At 68.3% G+C, this 15,417-nt stretch carries 12 protein-coding genes; 7 read left to right on the plus strand and 5 right to left on the minus strand.

Annotated elements, in window-relative coordinates; all coding sequences use genetic code 11:
- Nucleotides 1-19: 19 nt before the first annotated feature.
- The 4 genes from STROP_RS08490 to STROP_RS08505 are packed head-to-tail and all read right to left on the minus strand — an operon-like array spanning nucleotide 20 to nucleotide 5,018.
- Nucleotides 20-1,714: a CDP-glycerol glycerophosphotransferase family protein gene (locus tag STROP_RS08490; protein ID WP_011905578.1), complete on the minus strand. Its 1,695-nt coding sequence runs from the start codon at nucleotides 1,712-1,714 to the stop codon at nucleotides 20-22.
- The gene (locus tag STROP_RS08495; protein WP_011905579.1) at nucleotides 1,704-3,257 is read right to left on the minus strand and encodes a bifunctional cytidylyltransferase/SDR family oxidoreductase; all 1,554 of its coding nucleotides are present in this window, start codon (nucleotides 3,255-3,257) and stop codon (nucleotides 1,704-1,706) included. The genes STROP_RS08490 and STROP_RS08495 overlap by 11 nt, the downstream gene beginning before the upstream one ends.
- A 32-nt stretch (nucleotides 3,258-3,289) precedes the next feature.
- Nucleotides 3,290-4,129, minus strand: a complete 840-nt coding sequence (locus tag STROP_RS08500) for an ABC transporter ATP-binding protein (protein ID WP_011905580.1) — start codon at nucleotides 4,127-4,129, stop codon at nucleotides 3,290-3,292.
- Nucleotides 4,122-5,018, minus strand: coding sequence for an ABC transporter permease (locus STROP_RS08505; RefSeq protein ID WP_011905581.1), 897 nt, complete (start codon nucleotides 5,016-5,018; stop codon nucleotides 4,122-4,124). Before STROP_RS08505 ends, STROP_RS08500 begins: the two co-directional genes overlap by 8 nt.
- Before the next feature lie 185 nt (nucleotides 5,019-5,203).
- Here STROP_RS08505 and STROP_RS08510 point away from each other — a divergent pair, with 185 nt between their 5' ends.
- From STROP_RS08510 to STROP_RS08540, 7 genes are all read left to right on the plus strand, one after another.
- Entirely contained in the window at nucleotides 5,204-5,839 is a 636-nt protein-coding gene (locus STROP_RS08510; RefSeq protein ID WP_018830398.1) for a TetR/AcrR family transcriptional regulator, read from the plus strand.
- Between the two features lie 87 nt (nucleotides 5,840-5,926).
- Nucleotides 5,927-7,036, plus strand: coding sequence for a DegT/DnrJ/EryC1/StrS family aminotransferase (locus STROP_RS08515; RefSeq protein ID WP_011905583.1), 1,110 nt, complete (start codon nucleotides 5,927-5,929; stop codon nucleotides 7,034-7,036).
- Nucleotides 7,033-8,067, plus strand: coding sequence for a Gfo/Idh/MocA family protein (locus STROP_RS08520; protein ID WP_011905584.1), 1,035 nt, complete (start codon nucleotides 7,033-7,035; stop codon nucleotides 8,065-8,067). The genes STROP_RS08515 and STROP_RS08520 overlap by 4 nt, the downstream gene beginning before the upstream one ends.
- A gap of 530 nt (nucleotides 8,068-8,597) precedes the next feature.
- Entirely contained in the window at nucleotides 8,598-10,151 is a 1,554-nt protein-coding gene (locus tag STROP_RS08525; RefSeq protein ID WP_011905585.1) for a glycosyltransferase family 4 protein, read from the plus strand.
- Nucleotides 10,152-10,297: 146 nt separating this feature from the next.
- Nucleotides 10,298-11,920 (plus strand): glycosyltransferase family 4 protein, encoded by a 1,623-nt coding sequence (locus STROP_RS08530; RefSeq protein ID WP_420794861.1) that lies wholly within the window; start codon nucleotides 10,298-10,300, stop codon nucleotides 11,918-11,920.
- Nucleotides 11,917-13,473, plus strand: coding sequence for a glycosyltransferase family 2 protein (locus tag STROP_RS08535; protein WP_011905587.1), 1,557 nt, complete (start codon nucleotides 11,917-11,919; stop codon nucleotides 13,471-13,473). The genes STROP_RS08530 and STROP_RS08535 overlap by 4 nt, the downstream gene beginning before the upstream one ends.
- Nucleotides 13,474-13,478: 5 nt before the next feature.
- Nucleotides 13,479-14,762: a nucleotide sugar dehydrogenase gene (locus STROP_RS08540; protein ID WP_011905588.1), complete on the plus strand. Its 1,284-nt coding sequence runs from the start codon at nucleotides 13,479-13,481 to the stop codon at nucleotides 14,760-14,762.
- A 67-nt stretch (nucleotides 14,763-14,829) separates the two neighbouring features.
- On the opposite strand, the gene STROP_RS08545 is transcribed toward STROP_RS08540, so the two are convergent.
- On the minus strand, nucleotides 14,830-15,378 hold the full coding sequence (locus tag STROP_RS08545; protein WP_011905589.1) for an acyltransferase: 549 nt from the start codon (nucleotides 15,376-15,378) through the stop codon (nucleotides 14,830-14,832).
- Nucleotides 15,379-15,417 lie beyond the last annotated feature (39 nt).

Genomic DNA, 15,417 nt, shown 5'->3' on the forward strand with positions numbered 1-15,417 from the left:
CGTCGTCGTACCTGCGTGGTCAGCCGGTGGGGGAGACCGTGGCCCCGGCGGCGCGTGGCGTCGGAACGCCGCCACCGGACTCTAACTCCCGCCGGGCGGCAGCCAGGAAGCCCTCGGCGTACGACTCGGCGGGGAAGTCACCGAGGTAGCGGGTCCGGGTGGCCCACCGGGCCTCGGCCAGCGGGTCGTCCCCGAGGAGCCGGTCCAGCACCTCGTCGCCGTTGGACATGTCCCGCCGCAGCACATAGCCGGAGGCGGCGAGCGGGAAGTCCGCCGGGAACCGGTCGCGCAGATCCAGCATGTCGGTCACCGCGTACGGCTTGCCGGAGTAGAGGTAGTCGGAGATGACCCCCGACACGTCGGAGACGAGCGCGTCGGAGCGGTTGACGCACTCGGTCAGGGTCAGCTCACGGCTGGCGGCTGCCCCGAAGACATGGGCCCGTCCGGTCCGGCCGCGGTCGGCGGCGAGCAGCTCGTGGAGTCGGGCCAGCTGTCGGGCCGAGGTGGGGTTCTGCGTGGTGTAGGGATGGGCCCGGAGAATGACCGTCGCGCCCCGCGCGAGCAGGTCCCGCAGCAGGGTCTCGGCCACCGGCAGCGAACAGTAGTTGGCGTCTGCGTGATGCCCGGTCCAGGTCGGGGTGTACAGGACGGTCGGAGTGGCGGCGGTCACCGCCCCACGGCGTACCTCGATTCCCTCCACCTGGGGGCGGCCGACCAGGACAAACTTTTCCGCCGGGAGGTGGACGCCGGCGCGGGCGTACCGGTCGACCGCCGCCTGACCCGCGACGAAGATCCGGTCGAAGATACCCGACATCGGGTTGGCGCTGGGGGCCTTGTCACTGTCGCCGTGGTGCAGCTGCACGTGGGTGAGCTGGGTGAATCGGACGCAGTGGCCGTTCTTCGCGCCGTGGTTGACATAGAAGGCGACCCGTAGGCTCGGCACGAGCGCCTCGTCCATTGCGGGCAACGTCGGGCAGTACGCGACCGGGGCGGTGGTGGCCGCCGCAACGGTCGGCAGCAACTCCGGCTCACGCAGCATGACCAGGAACGGTCGACCGAGCCGCTCCAGGTACGGCAGCCACATCGTCACCTGGTACTCGGAGCCGGGGGGCGCGGAGAAGTACAGCAGGAACTCGGGCCGATGCCGGCGCAGCGCCCGGCCCACCGGCCCACCGTTGGCGGCCGGACGGAAACGCCGTCGGGCCAGGTCCAGCGCCACCGCGGCGGCGGCCGTACCGACCAACAGAGCGGTGGCCAGCGCCACCCAGGCCGGCAGGGACGCCGCAGCCGCGCCGGCGACCAGGGCGAGCAGCATGAGCAGGGCAGCCGGCAACTCGGCGGCGAGTAGGGGCGACCAGTCGCGTACCGGAAGGTTCGCGGTGCGGATCTCCCGGTCGCCCGCCGCCCGCAGCGGTCCAACCAGCAGGACCAGCCCAAGCAGGACCAGCGCGGTCGCGGCCAGCGCGGGATCGAAGCCGGCGTCGAGGTGGCGGGCGTACCCGACCAGGACTCCCGCCGCGAGCAGCATGGTCTCGGCCACGCTGTCGGCCTGCGGTCGAACCCGCCGTTGCCACCCGGTGGCCGCGAGCGCGGCGACTGCCAACCCGAGCCCCCAGAAGGTCGCGTCGGTCAGGGCGAGCACGACGAAGGCCAGCATGGCCAGCCCGGCGGAGAGGGCCTGAGCGATCAGTTTCCGGACCAGGTCACCGCGCACCGTGGTTCGCCTCCACCTGGTCCGGACCACGACCCGCCCCCGACTGATCGGCGGGGCGCTCGGCGCGCTCCCCTCCGGCCTGCGTCGGCAGGACAGCCATCGACTCCGCCTCCTCGTCGTCCGCACGGCGTACGTCGATCACCTGCCCGGTGAGCCCGGAGAGCAGTACGTCCAGCGAGGCCCGCGCCACCGCCGCCGCGGTGAGTAGGGTGTGCGCCGGTTCTGGGCCGAACGCCCGGGTACGCATCGGCGTGGCGGTGCGCTCCGGGTTGACGCAGTTGACCCGTACGTCGGCCTCGGCCCACTCGTCGGCGAGGGCCTGGGTGAGGTTCACCAGGGCTGCCTTGGTGGCCGAGTAGAGCGCGTACCGGGCTCGGCCCCGGGTGTACGAGCTGGAGGTGTAGAGCAGCAGCTGGCCCTGGGTCCGCCGTAGGTACGGTAGTGCCGCGCGGGCTACCGTCACCGGGCCGACGAAGTTCACCTGGAGCAGTTGGTCCACGGTGCCGGCGTCCATGTCGGCGAGCATGCCCTTCTCCAACAGCCCGGCGGTGACGACCACATGGTCGATCCGGCCGGTCGCGGCGAAGGCGGTCTGGAGTGCGGCCTCGACGTCCTCGGCCCGCTCCACGTGGGTGCCGGTGCTCGAGCGGCTGACCGGGAAGACCCGGGCGCCGTAGCGCCGGGCCAGTGCGGTCAGCTCCTGGCCGATGCCGTGGCTGCCGCCGAAGACGACGATCGTGCGGCCGGTCAGCTCCTCGATGTAGTCCCGGTGGTCGGCTAACCGGGGCGCCTTGGCGGCGGCGAGTTGAAACAGCTTGTCCGCCAGGTGCACATCGAGCGGGTGGGTGACCTTGATGTTCTCGTCGGTGCCGTCGATCACCTTGATCGGCGTGCCGGGCAGGTAGCGCAGCACCACGCCGCAGTCGTCGGTCGCGGCGAAGTCCGGGTCACCCGCCGCTTCCTGGTACGCCGCGCGGATGGTACCGGAGCGGAAGGCCTGGGGGGTCTGACCCCGGCGTAGCCGAGAGCGGACCGGGATGTCGGTGATGCAGTCGTCCTCGTCCACCTGGATGATCGTGTCCGCTGACGGGATGGCCACATCAACCGCCGAGTACGTCCAGAGCGCGTTCACGCACTCCCGGATGATGCGCCCGCTAGTCAGCGGACGTACCGCGTCGTGGAACAGGATGTTGCAGTCGTCCGGACCGATCATCTCCAGCGCGAGGCGGGTGGTGGCGTTGCGGGTCTGCCCGCCCTCGACGACGGCCGAGACCTTGCCGAACCCGGCCTGCTGCACGATCTGTTCGACGTCCGGGACGTGCCCGGCCGCCATCAGCACGATGATCTCGTCAATCTCGGGCGCGGCCTCGAAGACAGCGAGGGTGTGCTCGATGATCGGTTTGCCGGCGACCTTGAGTAGCTGTTTGGGGATACCGAGGCCGAGTCGGGTGCCGGTACCACCGGCCAGGATCACCGCGACGGTCCGGGTGGGCCGCCAGGGCTGGGCGCCGGCCGACGCTACGGCGGTCTGCTCGTGGGTCATCGCCGATCCTCGCTGGTCGTTTCAGGTGCCATTCACCGGCTCGCCATGTAGTCCGAGTACGCCTTGGTCACCTCGAGGGTGGGGCCGTCCATCCGAAGCTCGCCGGACTCCAACCAGATGGTCCGTTCGCAGGTGTCCCGGATCGAGCTGATCGAGTGGCTGACCAGGAACACGGTGCCGGCGTCGGCACGTAGTTGACGGATCTTCTGTTCGCTGCGGCGGCGAAACCGGGTGTCTCCGGTCGCCAGCGCCTCGTCAATAAGGAGCACGTCGTGTTTCTTCGCCGCCGAGATGGCGAAGCGTAGCCGGGCCTGCATGCCGGAGGAGTAGGTCCGCATCGGCAGGGCGGCGAAGTTGTCGCGCTCGTTGATGCCGGAGAACTGGAGGATCTCTGGGGTGGCGATACGGACCTGCTCGGGCGACATGCCCATGGCCAGGCAACCGAGGACGACGTTGCGTTCGCCGGAGAGGTCGGGCACCAACGCGGCGTTGACCCCGAGTAGCGAGGGCTGGCCCTGGGTGTAGATCGCTCCCTGGTTGGTGGGCATCAACCCGGCGATCGCTCGTAGCAGGGTCGACTTGCCGGAGCCGTTGCTGCCGATCAGACCGATCGCTTCACCGCGGTACGCGGTGAAGCTGACCCCCTTGACCGCGTGAACCTTTCGCAGGGTGGGGCGCTGTGGCTGTCGGGTGACAATCCGTTTGAGCGCGGCTGCCGCAGAGCCGGCCGAACCACTGCCGGCACCGTACACCCGGTAGACCAGGTGGGCGTCGTCCACGATCACGGTCGGGATCCGTTCACCGACTGCCGTGGTGGTTGTGGTTGCGGGGACCGTGCTGGGGCTTGTGGGGATCGTGTTGGGGTCAGCCACGTCCGTACTCCTGCTCGCCGCGCCAAAAGTAGATAAATCCACCGACTCCGACGACCAGCGCCCACGCGGTCGCCAGGAGCAACAGCCGGGGAATGTCCGAGGTCACCGGGGCGCCCTCCAGCAGCGCGTGTCGGACCAACTCGATGTAGACCAGCATTGGGTTGAGCTGGATCAGAGTGGTCGCGAGGGCCGGAAGGTTGTCGGTGAAGGCCTGCACGCTGTAGAGCACGCCGGATCCATACATCCAGGTGCGCATCACGAAGGGCATGATCTGTTTGAGGTCGGTCAGCTTCGAACCGAGCCGGGCCAGGGCCAGCGCCAGGCCAATGCTGAACACCACCTGGAGTAGTAGCGCGGGAATCACCAGCAGCCACTCCAGGGTGATCGGCTCGCCGGTCGCCAAGACGATGCCGACGAGCACCACCATCGCCGCGAGCAGGTGCCGGAGCTGCGTGAGGGTGATCGCGAAGGGCAGCGCCGCGCGGGGGAAGTGCAGTGCCCGGATCAGTCCGAGGTTGGTGGTGATGGCCGAGATGCCGCCGGTCGCGGTACTCGACGTGAAGGTGAAGACGAAGAGACCGACGCAGAGATAGGCGATGAAGTTGTCGACATCCCGCGAGATGTTCAGGATCACGCCGAAGATCAGATAGTAGACGGCGGCATTCGTCAGCGGCGTCAGCATCTGCCAGATCTGCCCCAGTCGGGCCTGGCTGAAGGACGCGGTCACCTTGGCGTTCGCGTACGTCGTTATGAAGTGCCGATAGGACCATAGCGCCCGGGTGTACGCAGTCAGCGTGGGCCTTGTGTCGGCGATACTCAGGCCGTGCCGGGCGGCCAACTGTGCCCCGGTCAGACCTGAATCAGCATCGGCCACCGCCGTGTTGGCCATGGTTTGGCGCTCCGATCTTTATGGCTTGGGGAACATCCAGCCCTTGGCGTTGCGCCGCACGGGCGTCAGACTCCGTGGCTGGCACGGAAGGTAGTCGAAAGCGCGTCGGGACGCAACCGTACCGTCGTTGCGGTACATTGTCGCACGTGACGACCGAGAAGAGGCGTGCTCCGGCGGGTGCGGCGGTGCTGCGTGGTGAGATCACCACGGCAATCCGCCGTGCCGTCCTGCAGGAACTGGCCGCGGTCGGGTATGGCCGTCTCTCTATTGAAGCGATCGCGCGGCGTGCTGGGGTCGGCAAGACCGCGATCTACCGGCGGTGGAGCTCGAAGGTCGACCTCGTGCTCGAGGTGGTGGTGGCGGCGGTGGGGAAGCGGTTCCCCCTCCCGGACACCGGTGGCCTTCGCGGTGACCTGGAGTTAGTGTTCTTGATCATGACTCGGGCGCTCGGGCATCCGCTGGCGGCCCAGATCATCCCCGACCTGCTCGCCGAGGCTGCCCGGAATGAGCAGATCGCGCAGACCCTGCAACGGGTGCTGCGCGACAACCAGCGTGATATCGGCGGTCAGGTGGTTGGCCGGGCGGTTTCCCGGGGTGAGCTGCCACCCGACATCGATCTCGATATCGCCGTCGACCTGATCGTCGGCCCGCTGTACTGGCGGCTCGCGGTGTCTCGGACGCCGCTCGCCGTCGAAGAGCTGCCGGGTCTGGCCGCGGCTGTCGCCGCGGCCCTCGGGGTAGCATCCCAACCGGCCGTTCCCAGTGAACTGGGCGTGCCGCTACCTGGCACGGTAACCAGAACCGATACCGGTCAGTCATGAGCAAACGAGCTCACACCGCTGATCTGGTTCATTCGTCAACCCGTTAGCATCACGTCCCGAACGGACTCCCGTCGAAGGAGGAAGCCCATGCCTGGGCTGAACGGAGATTTCATCCCACCAGCGAAACCGGTCATCGGTGAGGCTGAGATCGAAGCAGCTGTGCGAGTGTTGCGCAGTGGCCTCGTCGTGCAGGGGCCGGAGGTCAAGGCGTTTGAGGAAGAGTTCGCCGAGCTGGTCTCGGGCCGGCATTGCGTCGCGGTGAACTCCGGTACCTCGGCGCTCCAGCTCACCCTGATGGCGCTGGGCTTCGGCCCCGGCGACGAGATCATCGTCCCCTCGTTCTCCTTCGCGGCGAGCGCGAACTCCATCCGGCTCGTCGGCGCCGAGCCGGTCTTCGTTGACATCGAGCCGGGTAACTTCTGCCTTGATCCCGCAGCGGTGGCCGCGGCGGTCACGCCGCGCACCGTCGCGATCATGCCGGTGCACCTCTACGGGCATCCCGCCACAATGGACAAGATCATGACGATCGCCGAGCAGCACGGCCTCGCCGTTGTCGAGGACGCCGCCCAGGCACACGGCGCGAGCCTGAACGGGAAGCCGGTCGGCGCGTTCGGCACCGCAGGTTGCTTCAGCTTCTACCCGACCAAGAACATGCACTCGCTCGAGGGCGGCATGATTAGCACCGCCGACGCCGGGCTCGCCCGGACCCTGCGGATGCTGCGTAACCAGGGCATGGAGCAGCGGTACGCCAACGAGGTCGTCGGTGCCAACATGCGGATGACTGACGTCGCGGCGGCTGTCGGCCGCGTGCAGCTGCGTCAGCTCCCGGAGTGGACAGCGCAGCGTCAGGCCAATGCCAAGTTCCTTGACTCGAAGATCACCGGCATGCTGATTCCGCCGGTCGCCGACGGTGCGACGCACGTCTACCACCAGTACACCGTCCGGGCCCGCGGCGACCGTGACGCTGCCCAGCGGCGCCTGACCGAGCTGGGCATCGGCAACGCCGTCTACTACCCGACGCCGATTCACCGGCTCAAGCCGTTCCTGACCGCGGAGGGTACGCCCGGTCCGTGGGAGCTGCCGGAGACCGAGCGGGCCGCCGCCGAGGTGATCTCGCTGCCGGTGCACCCGTCGCTGAGCCAGAGCGATCTGGAGCGGATCGCCGACGGTGCCAACCTGGCCGGAGGTGCCCGATGAGTGATCGTCGTAAGCTGCGCGCCGGCCTGATCGGCCTTGGTGCGATGGGTCGCAATCACGCCCGCGTCCTGTCCGGCCTGGACGGTGTCGAGCTGGTCGGCATCGTTGACCCGGCCGGCGACTCCAGCGGAACGCTCAGCGCTCCGGTCCTGCCGGAGTTGGGTGACCTTCTCAAGCTCGGTGTCGACTACGCCGTGGTTGCCTGCCCCACCGCCCTGCACGAGTCGATCGGGCTGGAACTGGCGGCTAACGGGGTGTCGGCTCTGATCGAGAAGCCGCTCGCCCAGTCCGTCGAGGCAGCCACCCGGCTCGTCGAGGCGTTCGAGACTGCTGGTCTGGTGGCCGGGGTTGGCCACATCGAGCGCTACAACCCGGCCCTGCAGAGTCTGCGTACCCGCTTGGAGGCCGGTGAGCTGGGTGAGGTGTTCCAGGTTGTCACCCGGCGGCAGGGCCCGTTCCCGCGTCGCATCGCCGACGTCGGTGTGGTGATGGACCTCGCCACCCACGACATTGACCTCACGAGCTGGGTCACCGGTCAGGAGTACACGTCGGTGTCGGCCCGTACGGTCTCCCGTAGCGGCCGGCTGCACGAGGACATGGTGGCCGTCGTCGGTCAGCTTACCGACGGCACGATGGTCAACCACCTGGTCAACTGGCTGAGCCCGCTCAAGGAGCGGTCCACCGTCATCACCGGTGACAAGGGCTGCTTCGTCGCCGACACCCTCACCGCTGACCTGACCTTCTACGCCAATGCCGCCATCAACACCGAGTGGGAGGCGTTGCGTAACTTCCGGGGGGTCGCCGAGGGCGATATGGTGCGGTACGCCATCCCGAAGCGTGAGCCGCTGCTCGTCGAGCACGAGCGGTTCCGCGACGCGGTGGAGGGTAAGGAAGCCGACATCGTTACCCTCCGTCAGGGTCTACGGACAGTCGAGGTGGCTGCCGCGCTGCTACGTTCGGCTGCGGACAGCAGCACCGTCGTCGTTGACGGGCAGGACGCGTCGCTCGCCGAGAGTGCAGCGGTTCGCTGACGGGCCTTTCGCGGGCGCTCGAGCGGGGTGCGGCTGGTAGGTCAACCGGTCGGGAGTGTGCTGATCAGCGAAGGACCATAAATTGTCATTGCCTTCCCGTTTGGATACTCGTTCGCTTGGCGGCACACGGCCCTACTGGAGGCTCTCGAAGTCCAGTACTGCCGGCGCTGTAGCCCAGGGTCGATTGGCGTGATCCGGATTCCGGCCCAGCCGGTGCTGTCCCGGCCGCGGTCCTGGACCGGTCGGTGCGGATCGCCGGCTGGGCACCGGCGGCCGGCCGGGAACATGTGGGCGGGCGGGGTGGCCGTAGACCATGCTGGCTGGATCGGCTGCCGTACACTTGCTCAGGCCCGAACCGCCGCTCAGGACGGGAATCGTCGTGAGGGCTGGAGGCAGATTGGGCGCCGACTTCAATCCGTGGTAACGGGGCACGTGTGTTTGACGACCAGGCGGCATCGCTCAGGCGTCAGCTTTTCGGAGGTAGATCGCCTGCGCCGCCGGCGGCTGGGCGCCGACAAAGAGAGGGCAGAATGACTGCGACGGAGGGCACATCGAAGGCGCCTGCCCGGATCTTGATGCTTGTTGACAACGGCGTCACCGGTGACTCCCGAGTGCAGAAGACCGCACGTTCAGCCGCTGACGCCGGGTGGGATGTGACCCTGCTCGGACGTACCGGCAACGGGCAGCAACAGTGGCAGCTCGGTGGCGCAACGGTGCAGCTGGTGCCGATGCCAAGCCCGTTGCGGCACCGCAGGCACGAGCTACGTCGGCGTTGGTTGATCGCGCCGTTGGCGTATCCGCGGACCGGTATAGCCGCTCGGCGGCAGCAGGAGGTTCGCGCCTGGCAGGCCGATCTGCGGGTGGATCGGGCGTTGGCGGCCACCGAGGGCAGGTCCCCCCTGGCTCTGCAGTGGCTGCGGGTGCAGACGCTGGCGGCTCGGGTAACCCGAAAGTGGATTTCGTTCCGGCACTGGCAGTTGACCTTTGGCCAGCAGAGGCGCAAGCGGTTGACGACCCCGTCGGACCGCCTCTTCACCTGGTTGCAGCTGCGTCTGCGGGGTGACCGTGCCTGGCGCAAGCTCGAACCACAGCTATGGGATTTTGAGCTCGCCTACGCGAAGACCGTCGACGAGCTCGAACCGGACATCATTTACGCCAACGACTTCCGAATGCTCGGTGTTGGTGCCCGCGCCAAGATTCGAGCAGCGGCGGCTGGCCGTGAGATCAAGCTGATCTGGGATGTCCATGAGTACCTGCCTGGCCTCAAGCCGAGGGCCGACAACGCCCGGTGGATGATTTCCCATCGGGCGCACGAGCGTGAGTACGCCAAGTGGGCCGATGCGGTGATCACGGTTTCCGGGCGACTGGCGGAGATGTTGCAGCGTGATCATAACTTCGCTGAGCGGCCGTCCGTCGTGCTGAACGCGCCGAACTCGGACGACGCGATGGGCGGTCAGCGCGCTGATGCGCTGGATGTGCGCAGCCAATGTGGGCTCGATGCAGATGTCCCGCTGGTGGTCTACAGCGGCGCGGCGGCAGCGCACCGTGGTTTGGGCGTGATGATGGAAGCGTTGCCACGGCTACCCGACGTACATGTGGCATTCGTCGTCAACGCCCCCACCGGGCCCTACCTGACCGGTCTGGTTGCCCGGGCTCGTGAACTCGGCGTGGCGGACCGCGTGCACGTGTTGCCGTACGTCGCCCCGGCCGAGGTGGTCAGCTTCCTGTCGACCGCGACGTTGGGCGTGATCCCGATTCACCATTGGCTCAACCACGAGATCGCCCTGGTCACCAAGTTTTTCGAGTACTCGCATGCACGACTGCCGATCGTGGTTAGCGATGTCGAGACCATGGCGGCTGTTGTGCAGGAAACCGGGCAGGGTGAAGTGTTCCCGGCCGAAGACGTCGATGGGTATGTCGCGGCGGTGGAGGCGGTCCTGTCGGACCCGGATCGGTATCGCAAGGCGTACGACTCGATGGATCTGAAGACGTGGACCTGGGAGGAGCAGGCGAAGGTCCTGAACAATGTCTATCGGCGGCTCATTTCGCAGGACCGTCACCCGGTCGCGTCGGCCTCCGATTGAGTCGTGCGTTCAGACGGTGGAGTTCGACAGCTGACGGTCTGACCGCTCGTCGTCTGGCAGAGGCCGATGCCCTCGACGCGCCCAGTCGGCGTGAGCCGGTGGAAGGGTGCCTCAGGATGTACGCGGAAAGGGGTGGCAGGCAGGCGATGGGGTTCAATGGCGATGTCCAGGTCGTGGGCACCCGGGGGCGGATCGTCATGCTCGTCGACAACGGGGTGGACGGAGACTCCCGGGTACAGAAGGCCGCCCGGTCCGCCGCTCGGTCCGGCTGGGAGGTCGTACTACTCGGTCGGGCACCGGGTAACGTTCCACGATCCTGGCAACTCGGCCGTGCCGAGGTGCGGCTGCTCGCCATGCCGGACCCGTTGGCCCGTCGTCGGCACGAGTTTCGCCGAGCCTGGCTGCGCTGGCCGCTGGCGTATCCGCCCAGCGGGATCGCGGCGCACCGACGACAGGCGGTAAAGGCATGGCAGGCGGACCTGGCCGTTCGTCGGGCAAGGCTCGCGATGGCGGACCCAGCAACGCCCCGGCGCAGCATGCGCTCGCGCGTTCTACAAGCCGAGGAGGTCGCTGCCAGGATGGCGGGGAAGTGGGTCTCGGCGCGGTACTGGATGCTCACCCGAGCCCGGACACGGCGCCGGTTTCGCAACCCCTGGGATCGGGCCTATACCCTGTTCTGGCAGGCAGTGAAGGGCGATGGCGCCTGGCGTCGCCTGGAGCCGGGTCTGTGGGACTACGAGTTGGCGTACGGTCCGGTCCTTGATGAGCTGCGGCCAGACCTGATCCACGCGAACGACTTCCGGATGCTCGGCGTCGGTGCGCGTGCCAAGATTCGTGCTGCCGCCCTTGGCCATGAGGTCAAGCTCGTGTGGGACGCGCATGAGTTCCTGCCGGGAGTTCGGCCCTGGCGGGACAACGCCCGGTGGTTGCCGGCCCATCGTGCGCATGAGCGGGAGTACGCCCCGTGCGCGGACGCGGTGGTGACGGTCTCCCCGGCGTTGGCGGAAATGCTGCGGGACGAGCACAAGCTGGCCGGAACGCCCGAGGTGGTGCTGAACGCGCCGACCGTCGGGACCATCCCGCCGGCCGAGGACGAGGCGGCACCGGACCTCCGGGCCCGGTGCGGTGTTGGCTCGGAAACCCCACTACTCGTCTACAGCGGTCTCGCGTCGCCACAGCGCGGCCTCGACATCATGGTCGAGGCACTGCCGCAACTGCCCGGCGTGCACGCCGCGCTGGTCGTCAACAAGCCGGACGGACCGTATATGGCCGAGGTGCGGGCAACCGCCGCCCGGCTCGGTGTCGCTGATCGGGTGCATGTCCTGCCGTACGTGGCGCACTGGCAGGTGGTGCCGTTCCTGGCCGGTGCGGACGCCGGGGTCATCCCCATCCACCACTGGCCGAACCACGAGATCGCGCTGATCACCAAGTTCTTCGAGTACTCGCATGCGCGGTTGCCGTTGGTGGTCAGCGACGTGAAGACGATGGCCGACACGGTCCGTTCCACCGGCCAGGGCGAGGTGTTCCGGGCCGAGGAGGTGGCCGACTACGTCCGCGTGGTGACGGCAGTGTTGGCCGAACCGGATCGCTACCGGGCCGCGTACGACCGACCGGGCCTGCTGGAGAGCTGGACCTGGGAGGCGCAGGCCGAGGTACTGGACTCCGTCTACCGCCGGCTGCTGCCCGGGAACTCGTCCGCGGCCGGTCGAGCTGGTGGACAGGTGGTGGAGCCGGAGGGCCGGCAGCCCGCCGTCGAGGTTGTCCCGTGACCGGCCCGGACGTCACCGTCATCACCGCGGTCTACAACACCATGCCGTACCTGACCCGGTGTCTGACGTCGCTGGTGGAGCAGACCATCGGGCGGGCCCGGTTGGAGGTCATCGCGGTCGATGACGGGTCGACCGACGGCAGCGGTCCTGAGCTGGACCGGTTTGCCCGGCTCTATCCGGGCACGGTGAAGGTGGTGCACCAATCCAATTCGGGCGGCCCGGCCGCGCCGAGTAACCGCGGGCTGGAGTTGGCCACCGGCCGGTACGTCTTCTTCATCGGCTCCGACGACTACCTTGGGCCCGAGGCACTGCAGCGGCTCGTGACCGCTGCCGACCGGTGGGAATCCGACGTGGTGCTGGGCCGTCTGGTCGGGGTGAACAGCCGCTACATCCACCAGGCGATCTACGCGGAGACCGCGGCCGAGGTCGACCTGTTCGACTCGGCCCTGCCCTGGTCGCTGTCGAACACGAAGCTGTTCCGGCGGGAGCTCATCGAGCGGCATGGGCTGCGCTACCCGGAGGAGATGCCGGTCGGCAGCGACCAACCGTTCACCATCGAGGCCTGTGTCCGGGCCCGCCGGATCTCGGTGCTCGCCGACTACGACTACTACTACGCGGTACGCCGGTTGAATGCCCGTAACATCACCTATCGCAGCCGGCACCTGGAGCGACTGCGCTGTGCCGAGGAGCTGGTTACCTTCGTGGCGGGGCTGGTCGAGGCCGGCCCGAACCGGGACGCGGTGCTGCTACGTCACTTCACCTGGGAGGTCGCCAAGCTGCTGGAGAACGACTTCTTGCAGCTTGAGCGCACCGTGCAGGAAAAGGTGGTCGCGGGGGTGCGGGCGCTCACCGAGGCATATCTGACCGACCACATCCGCGAGCGCCTGCCGATCGAGACCCGGGTGCGGTTCGCCGCCGTCCGGTACGGTGACACCGATCACCTCCTCGCGGTGATTCGGCAGGACGCCGAGTTGGGGATCCCGCTCACCGTGGTCGACGGTGAGCGCTGGTATGCCGGCTATCCGGGCTTCCGGGATCAGCAGCTACAGATTCCGGACCGCTGGTACGAGATCACCGATACCGTCGCCGACTGGGTGGCCCGGTTGGACACCGTCTCGGCGGCCTTCGAAGGCTCTCGGGCGCTGCTGGTGACTGCTCGTAGCCCTCGTTCCGACCTGCCGGAGCTGGCGTCGTCGGTCCGACTCGCCGCCGGCGACGTGACCGGTGAGACGGTGTCGATGGTCGCGGACGCCACCGGCACGACCGTGCGTGCTCGGATTCCGTTGGCTCGGTTGCTGGAAGGCGCCGGTCCAGGTGGGGAACTGCGCACGGTGCAGGCGTTCGCGGACGCCTTCGGCGCCACTGGCGCAGCGGCCCTGCGCGGTGCCCGGCGGCCGGTGCCACAGCGGGCGGTGCTTCGCCGGGGCACCAGACTGCATGTCCTGACCACCACCACCAACCACAAGGGCCAGCTTGTTGTCGCCGTAGCACCTGTCACCCCACGCCGGTTGATGGCCCGTCTGCGGCGCAGGCTTCCACTAGGAGGAAAGTAGTAGTCATGAACATCTGCGTCGTAGCCCTCGGGAAGATCGGGCTGCCGCTGGCCGTCCAGTTCGCGACGAAGGGGCACCGGGTGATCGGTGCCGACGTGTCCGAGCGGGTGGTCAGTCTCGTCAACGACGGCGCGGTGCCGTTTCCGGGCGAGACCGATCTGGACGTGAAGCTCAAGGAGGTGGTCTCGGCCGGTCTGCTGTCGGCCACGACCGACACCGCCGCCGCGGTGGCCGAGTCCGAGGCGGTCGTGGTCGTCGTCCCGCTCTTCGTGGACGCTGAGGGCGTGCCGGACTTCGGCTGGATGGACGACGCGACGCGGGCGATTGCCCGCGGCCTCAAGCCGGGCACCCTGGTCAGCTACGAGACCACGTTGCCGGTGGGCACCACCCGCAATCGCTGGGCGCCGATGTTGGAGGAGGGCTCTGGACTGACCGCCGGCACCGGCTTCCACCTGGTCTTCAGCCCGGAGCGGGTGTTCACCGGTCGGGTCTTCGCCGATCTGCGCCGCTACCCGAAGCTGGTCGGCGGGATCGACGAGGCTTCCGCGGCGCACGGTGTCGAGCTGTACGAGGCCGTGCTCGACTTCGACGAGCGCTCCGACCTGGGCCGGCCGAACGGCGTGTGGGACCTCGGCTCCGCCGAGGCATCCGAGTTGGCCAAGCTCGCCGAGACCACCTACCGGGATGTCAACATCGGTCTCGCCAATCAGTTCGCCCGGTTCGCCGACAGCGTCGGCGTGGACGTGCTGAAGGTTATTGAGGCGTGCAACTCCCAGCCGTACAGCCACATCCACGCCCCGGGCATCGCGGTCGGTGGGCACTGCATTCCGATCTACCCGCGGATGTACCTGTGGAACGACCCGGCCGCCACCGTGGTCCGCTCCGCGCGGGAGGCGAACGCAGCGATGCCGGAGTACGCCGTTGACCTGCTCGCCGCCGCGTACGGCGACCTGACCGACGCGGAGGTCGTGGTGTTGGGGGCCAGCTACCGGGGCGGTGTCAAGGAGACCGCGTTCTCCGGCGTCTTCCCGACGGTCGAGGCGCTGCGCGCCCGGGGAGCGAAGCCGTACGTCTCCGACCCGATGTACACCTCGGAGGAGTTGACCGCGCTCGGCCTGCCACCGTACGAGGGCGAGCCGGTCACCGCCGCGGTGGTTCAGGCGGACCACGCCGAGTACCGCACCCTCGCCACCGGGGATCTGCCGTCAGTACGGGTGCTGGTGGATGGCCGGCGGGTGACCGACCCGGCGCGTTGGGGGGACGTGCGGCGCGTCATCATCGGCGGCTGACTCAGCTGGCAGCGAAACGGGTCCCGACCAAAGGTCGGGACCCGTTTCGCTGCCAGCGGTGGCAGGTTCAGGACCGGGCCAGCCCGGGGGGCGGGTTCTCCGCGTCGCGGGAGACGACCTCGCCCTTGGCGTTCACCCAGCCCCTCGGGCGGGCCGGGTTCCCCACCACCAACTGGTACGGCTTGACGTCCTTCGTCACCACGGAGCCAGCGGCGATCATGGCGTACTCGCCGACCTCGATCCCGCAGACCAGGGTGGCGTTGGCACCGATGGAAGCCCCGCGACGTACCACCGTCTCGGTGATCGTCCAGTCGGGGTTCTGGGCCCGGGGCCGGAAGTCGTTGGTGAAGACCGCGCAGGGGCCGACGAAGACCTCGTCCTCGAGGGTCACGCCCTGGTACACCGAGACATTGTTCTGGATCTTGACAAGGTCGCCGATGGTGACCTCCGCGTCCACGTACACGTTGCGCCCGATGACGCAGCGCGCGCCGACCCGCGAGGTGGAGCGGATGTGGGCCAGATGCCAGACCTTCGTGCCGTCGCCGACCTGGGCGCCGGCTTCCACGTCGGCGGTGGGGTGGACAAAGACCGGCGTACGGTCGTTGGTGTCAGTCATGTCAACTCACTCGTCTCGGGTCCCAATCGCGTCGTAGCA

Source organism: Salinispora tropica CNB-440 (assembly GCF_000016425.1).
GTDB classification, from domain to species: Bacteria; Actinomycetota; Actinomycetes; order Mycobacteriales; family Micromonosporaceae; genus Micromonospora; species Micromonospora tropica.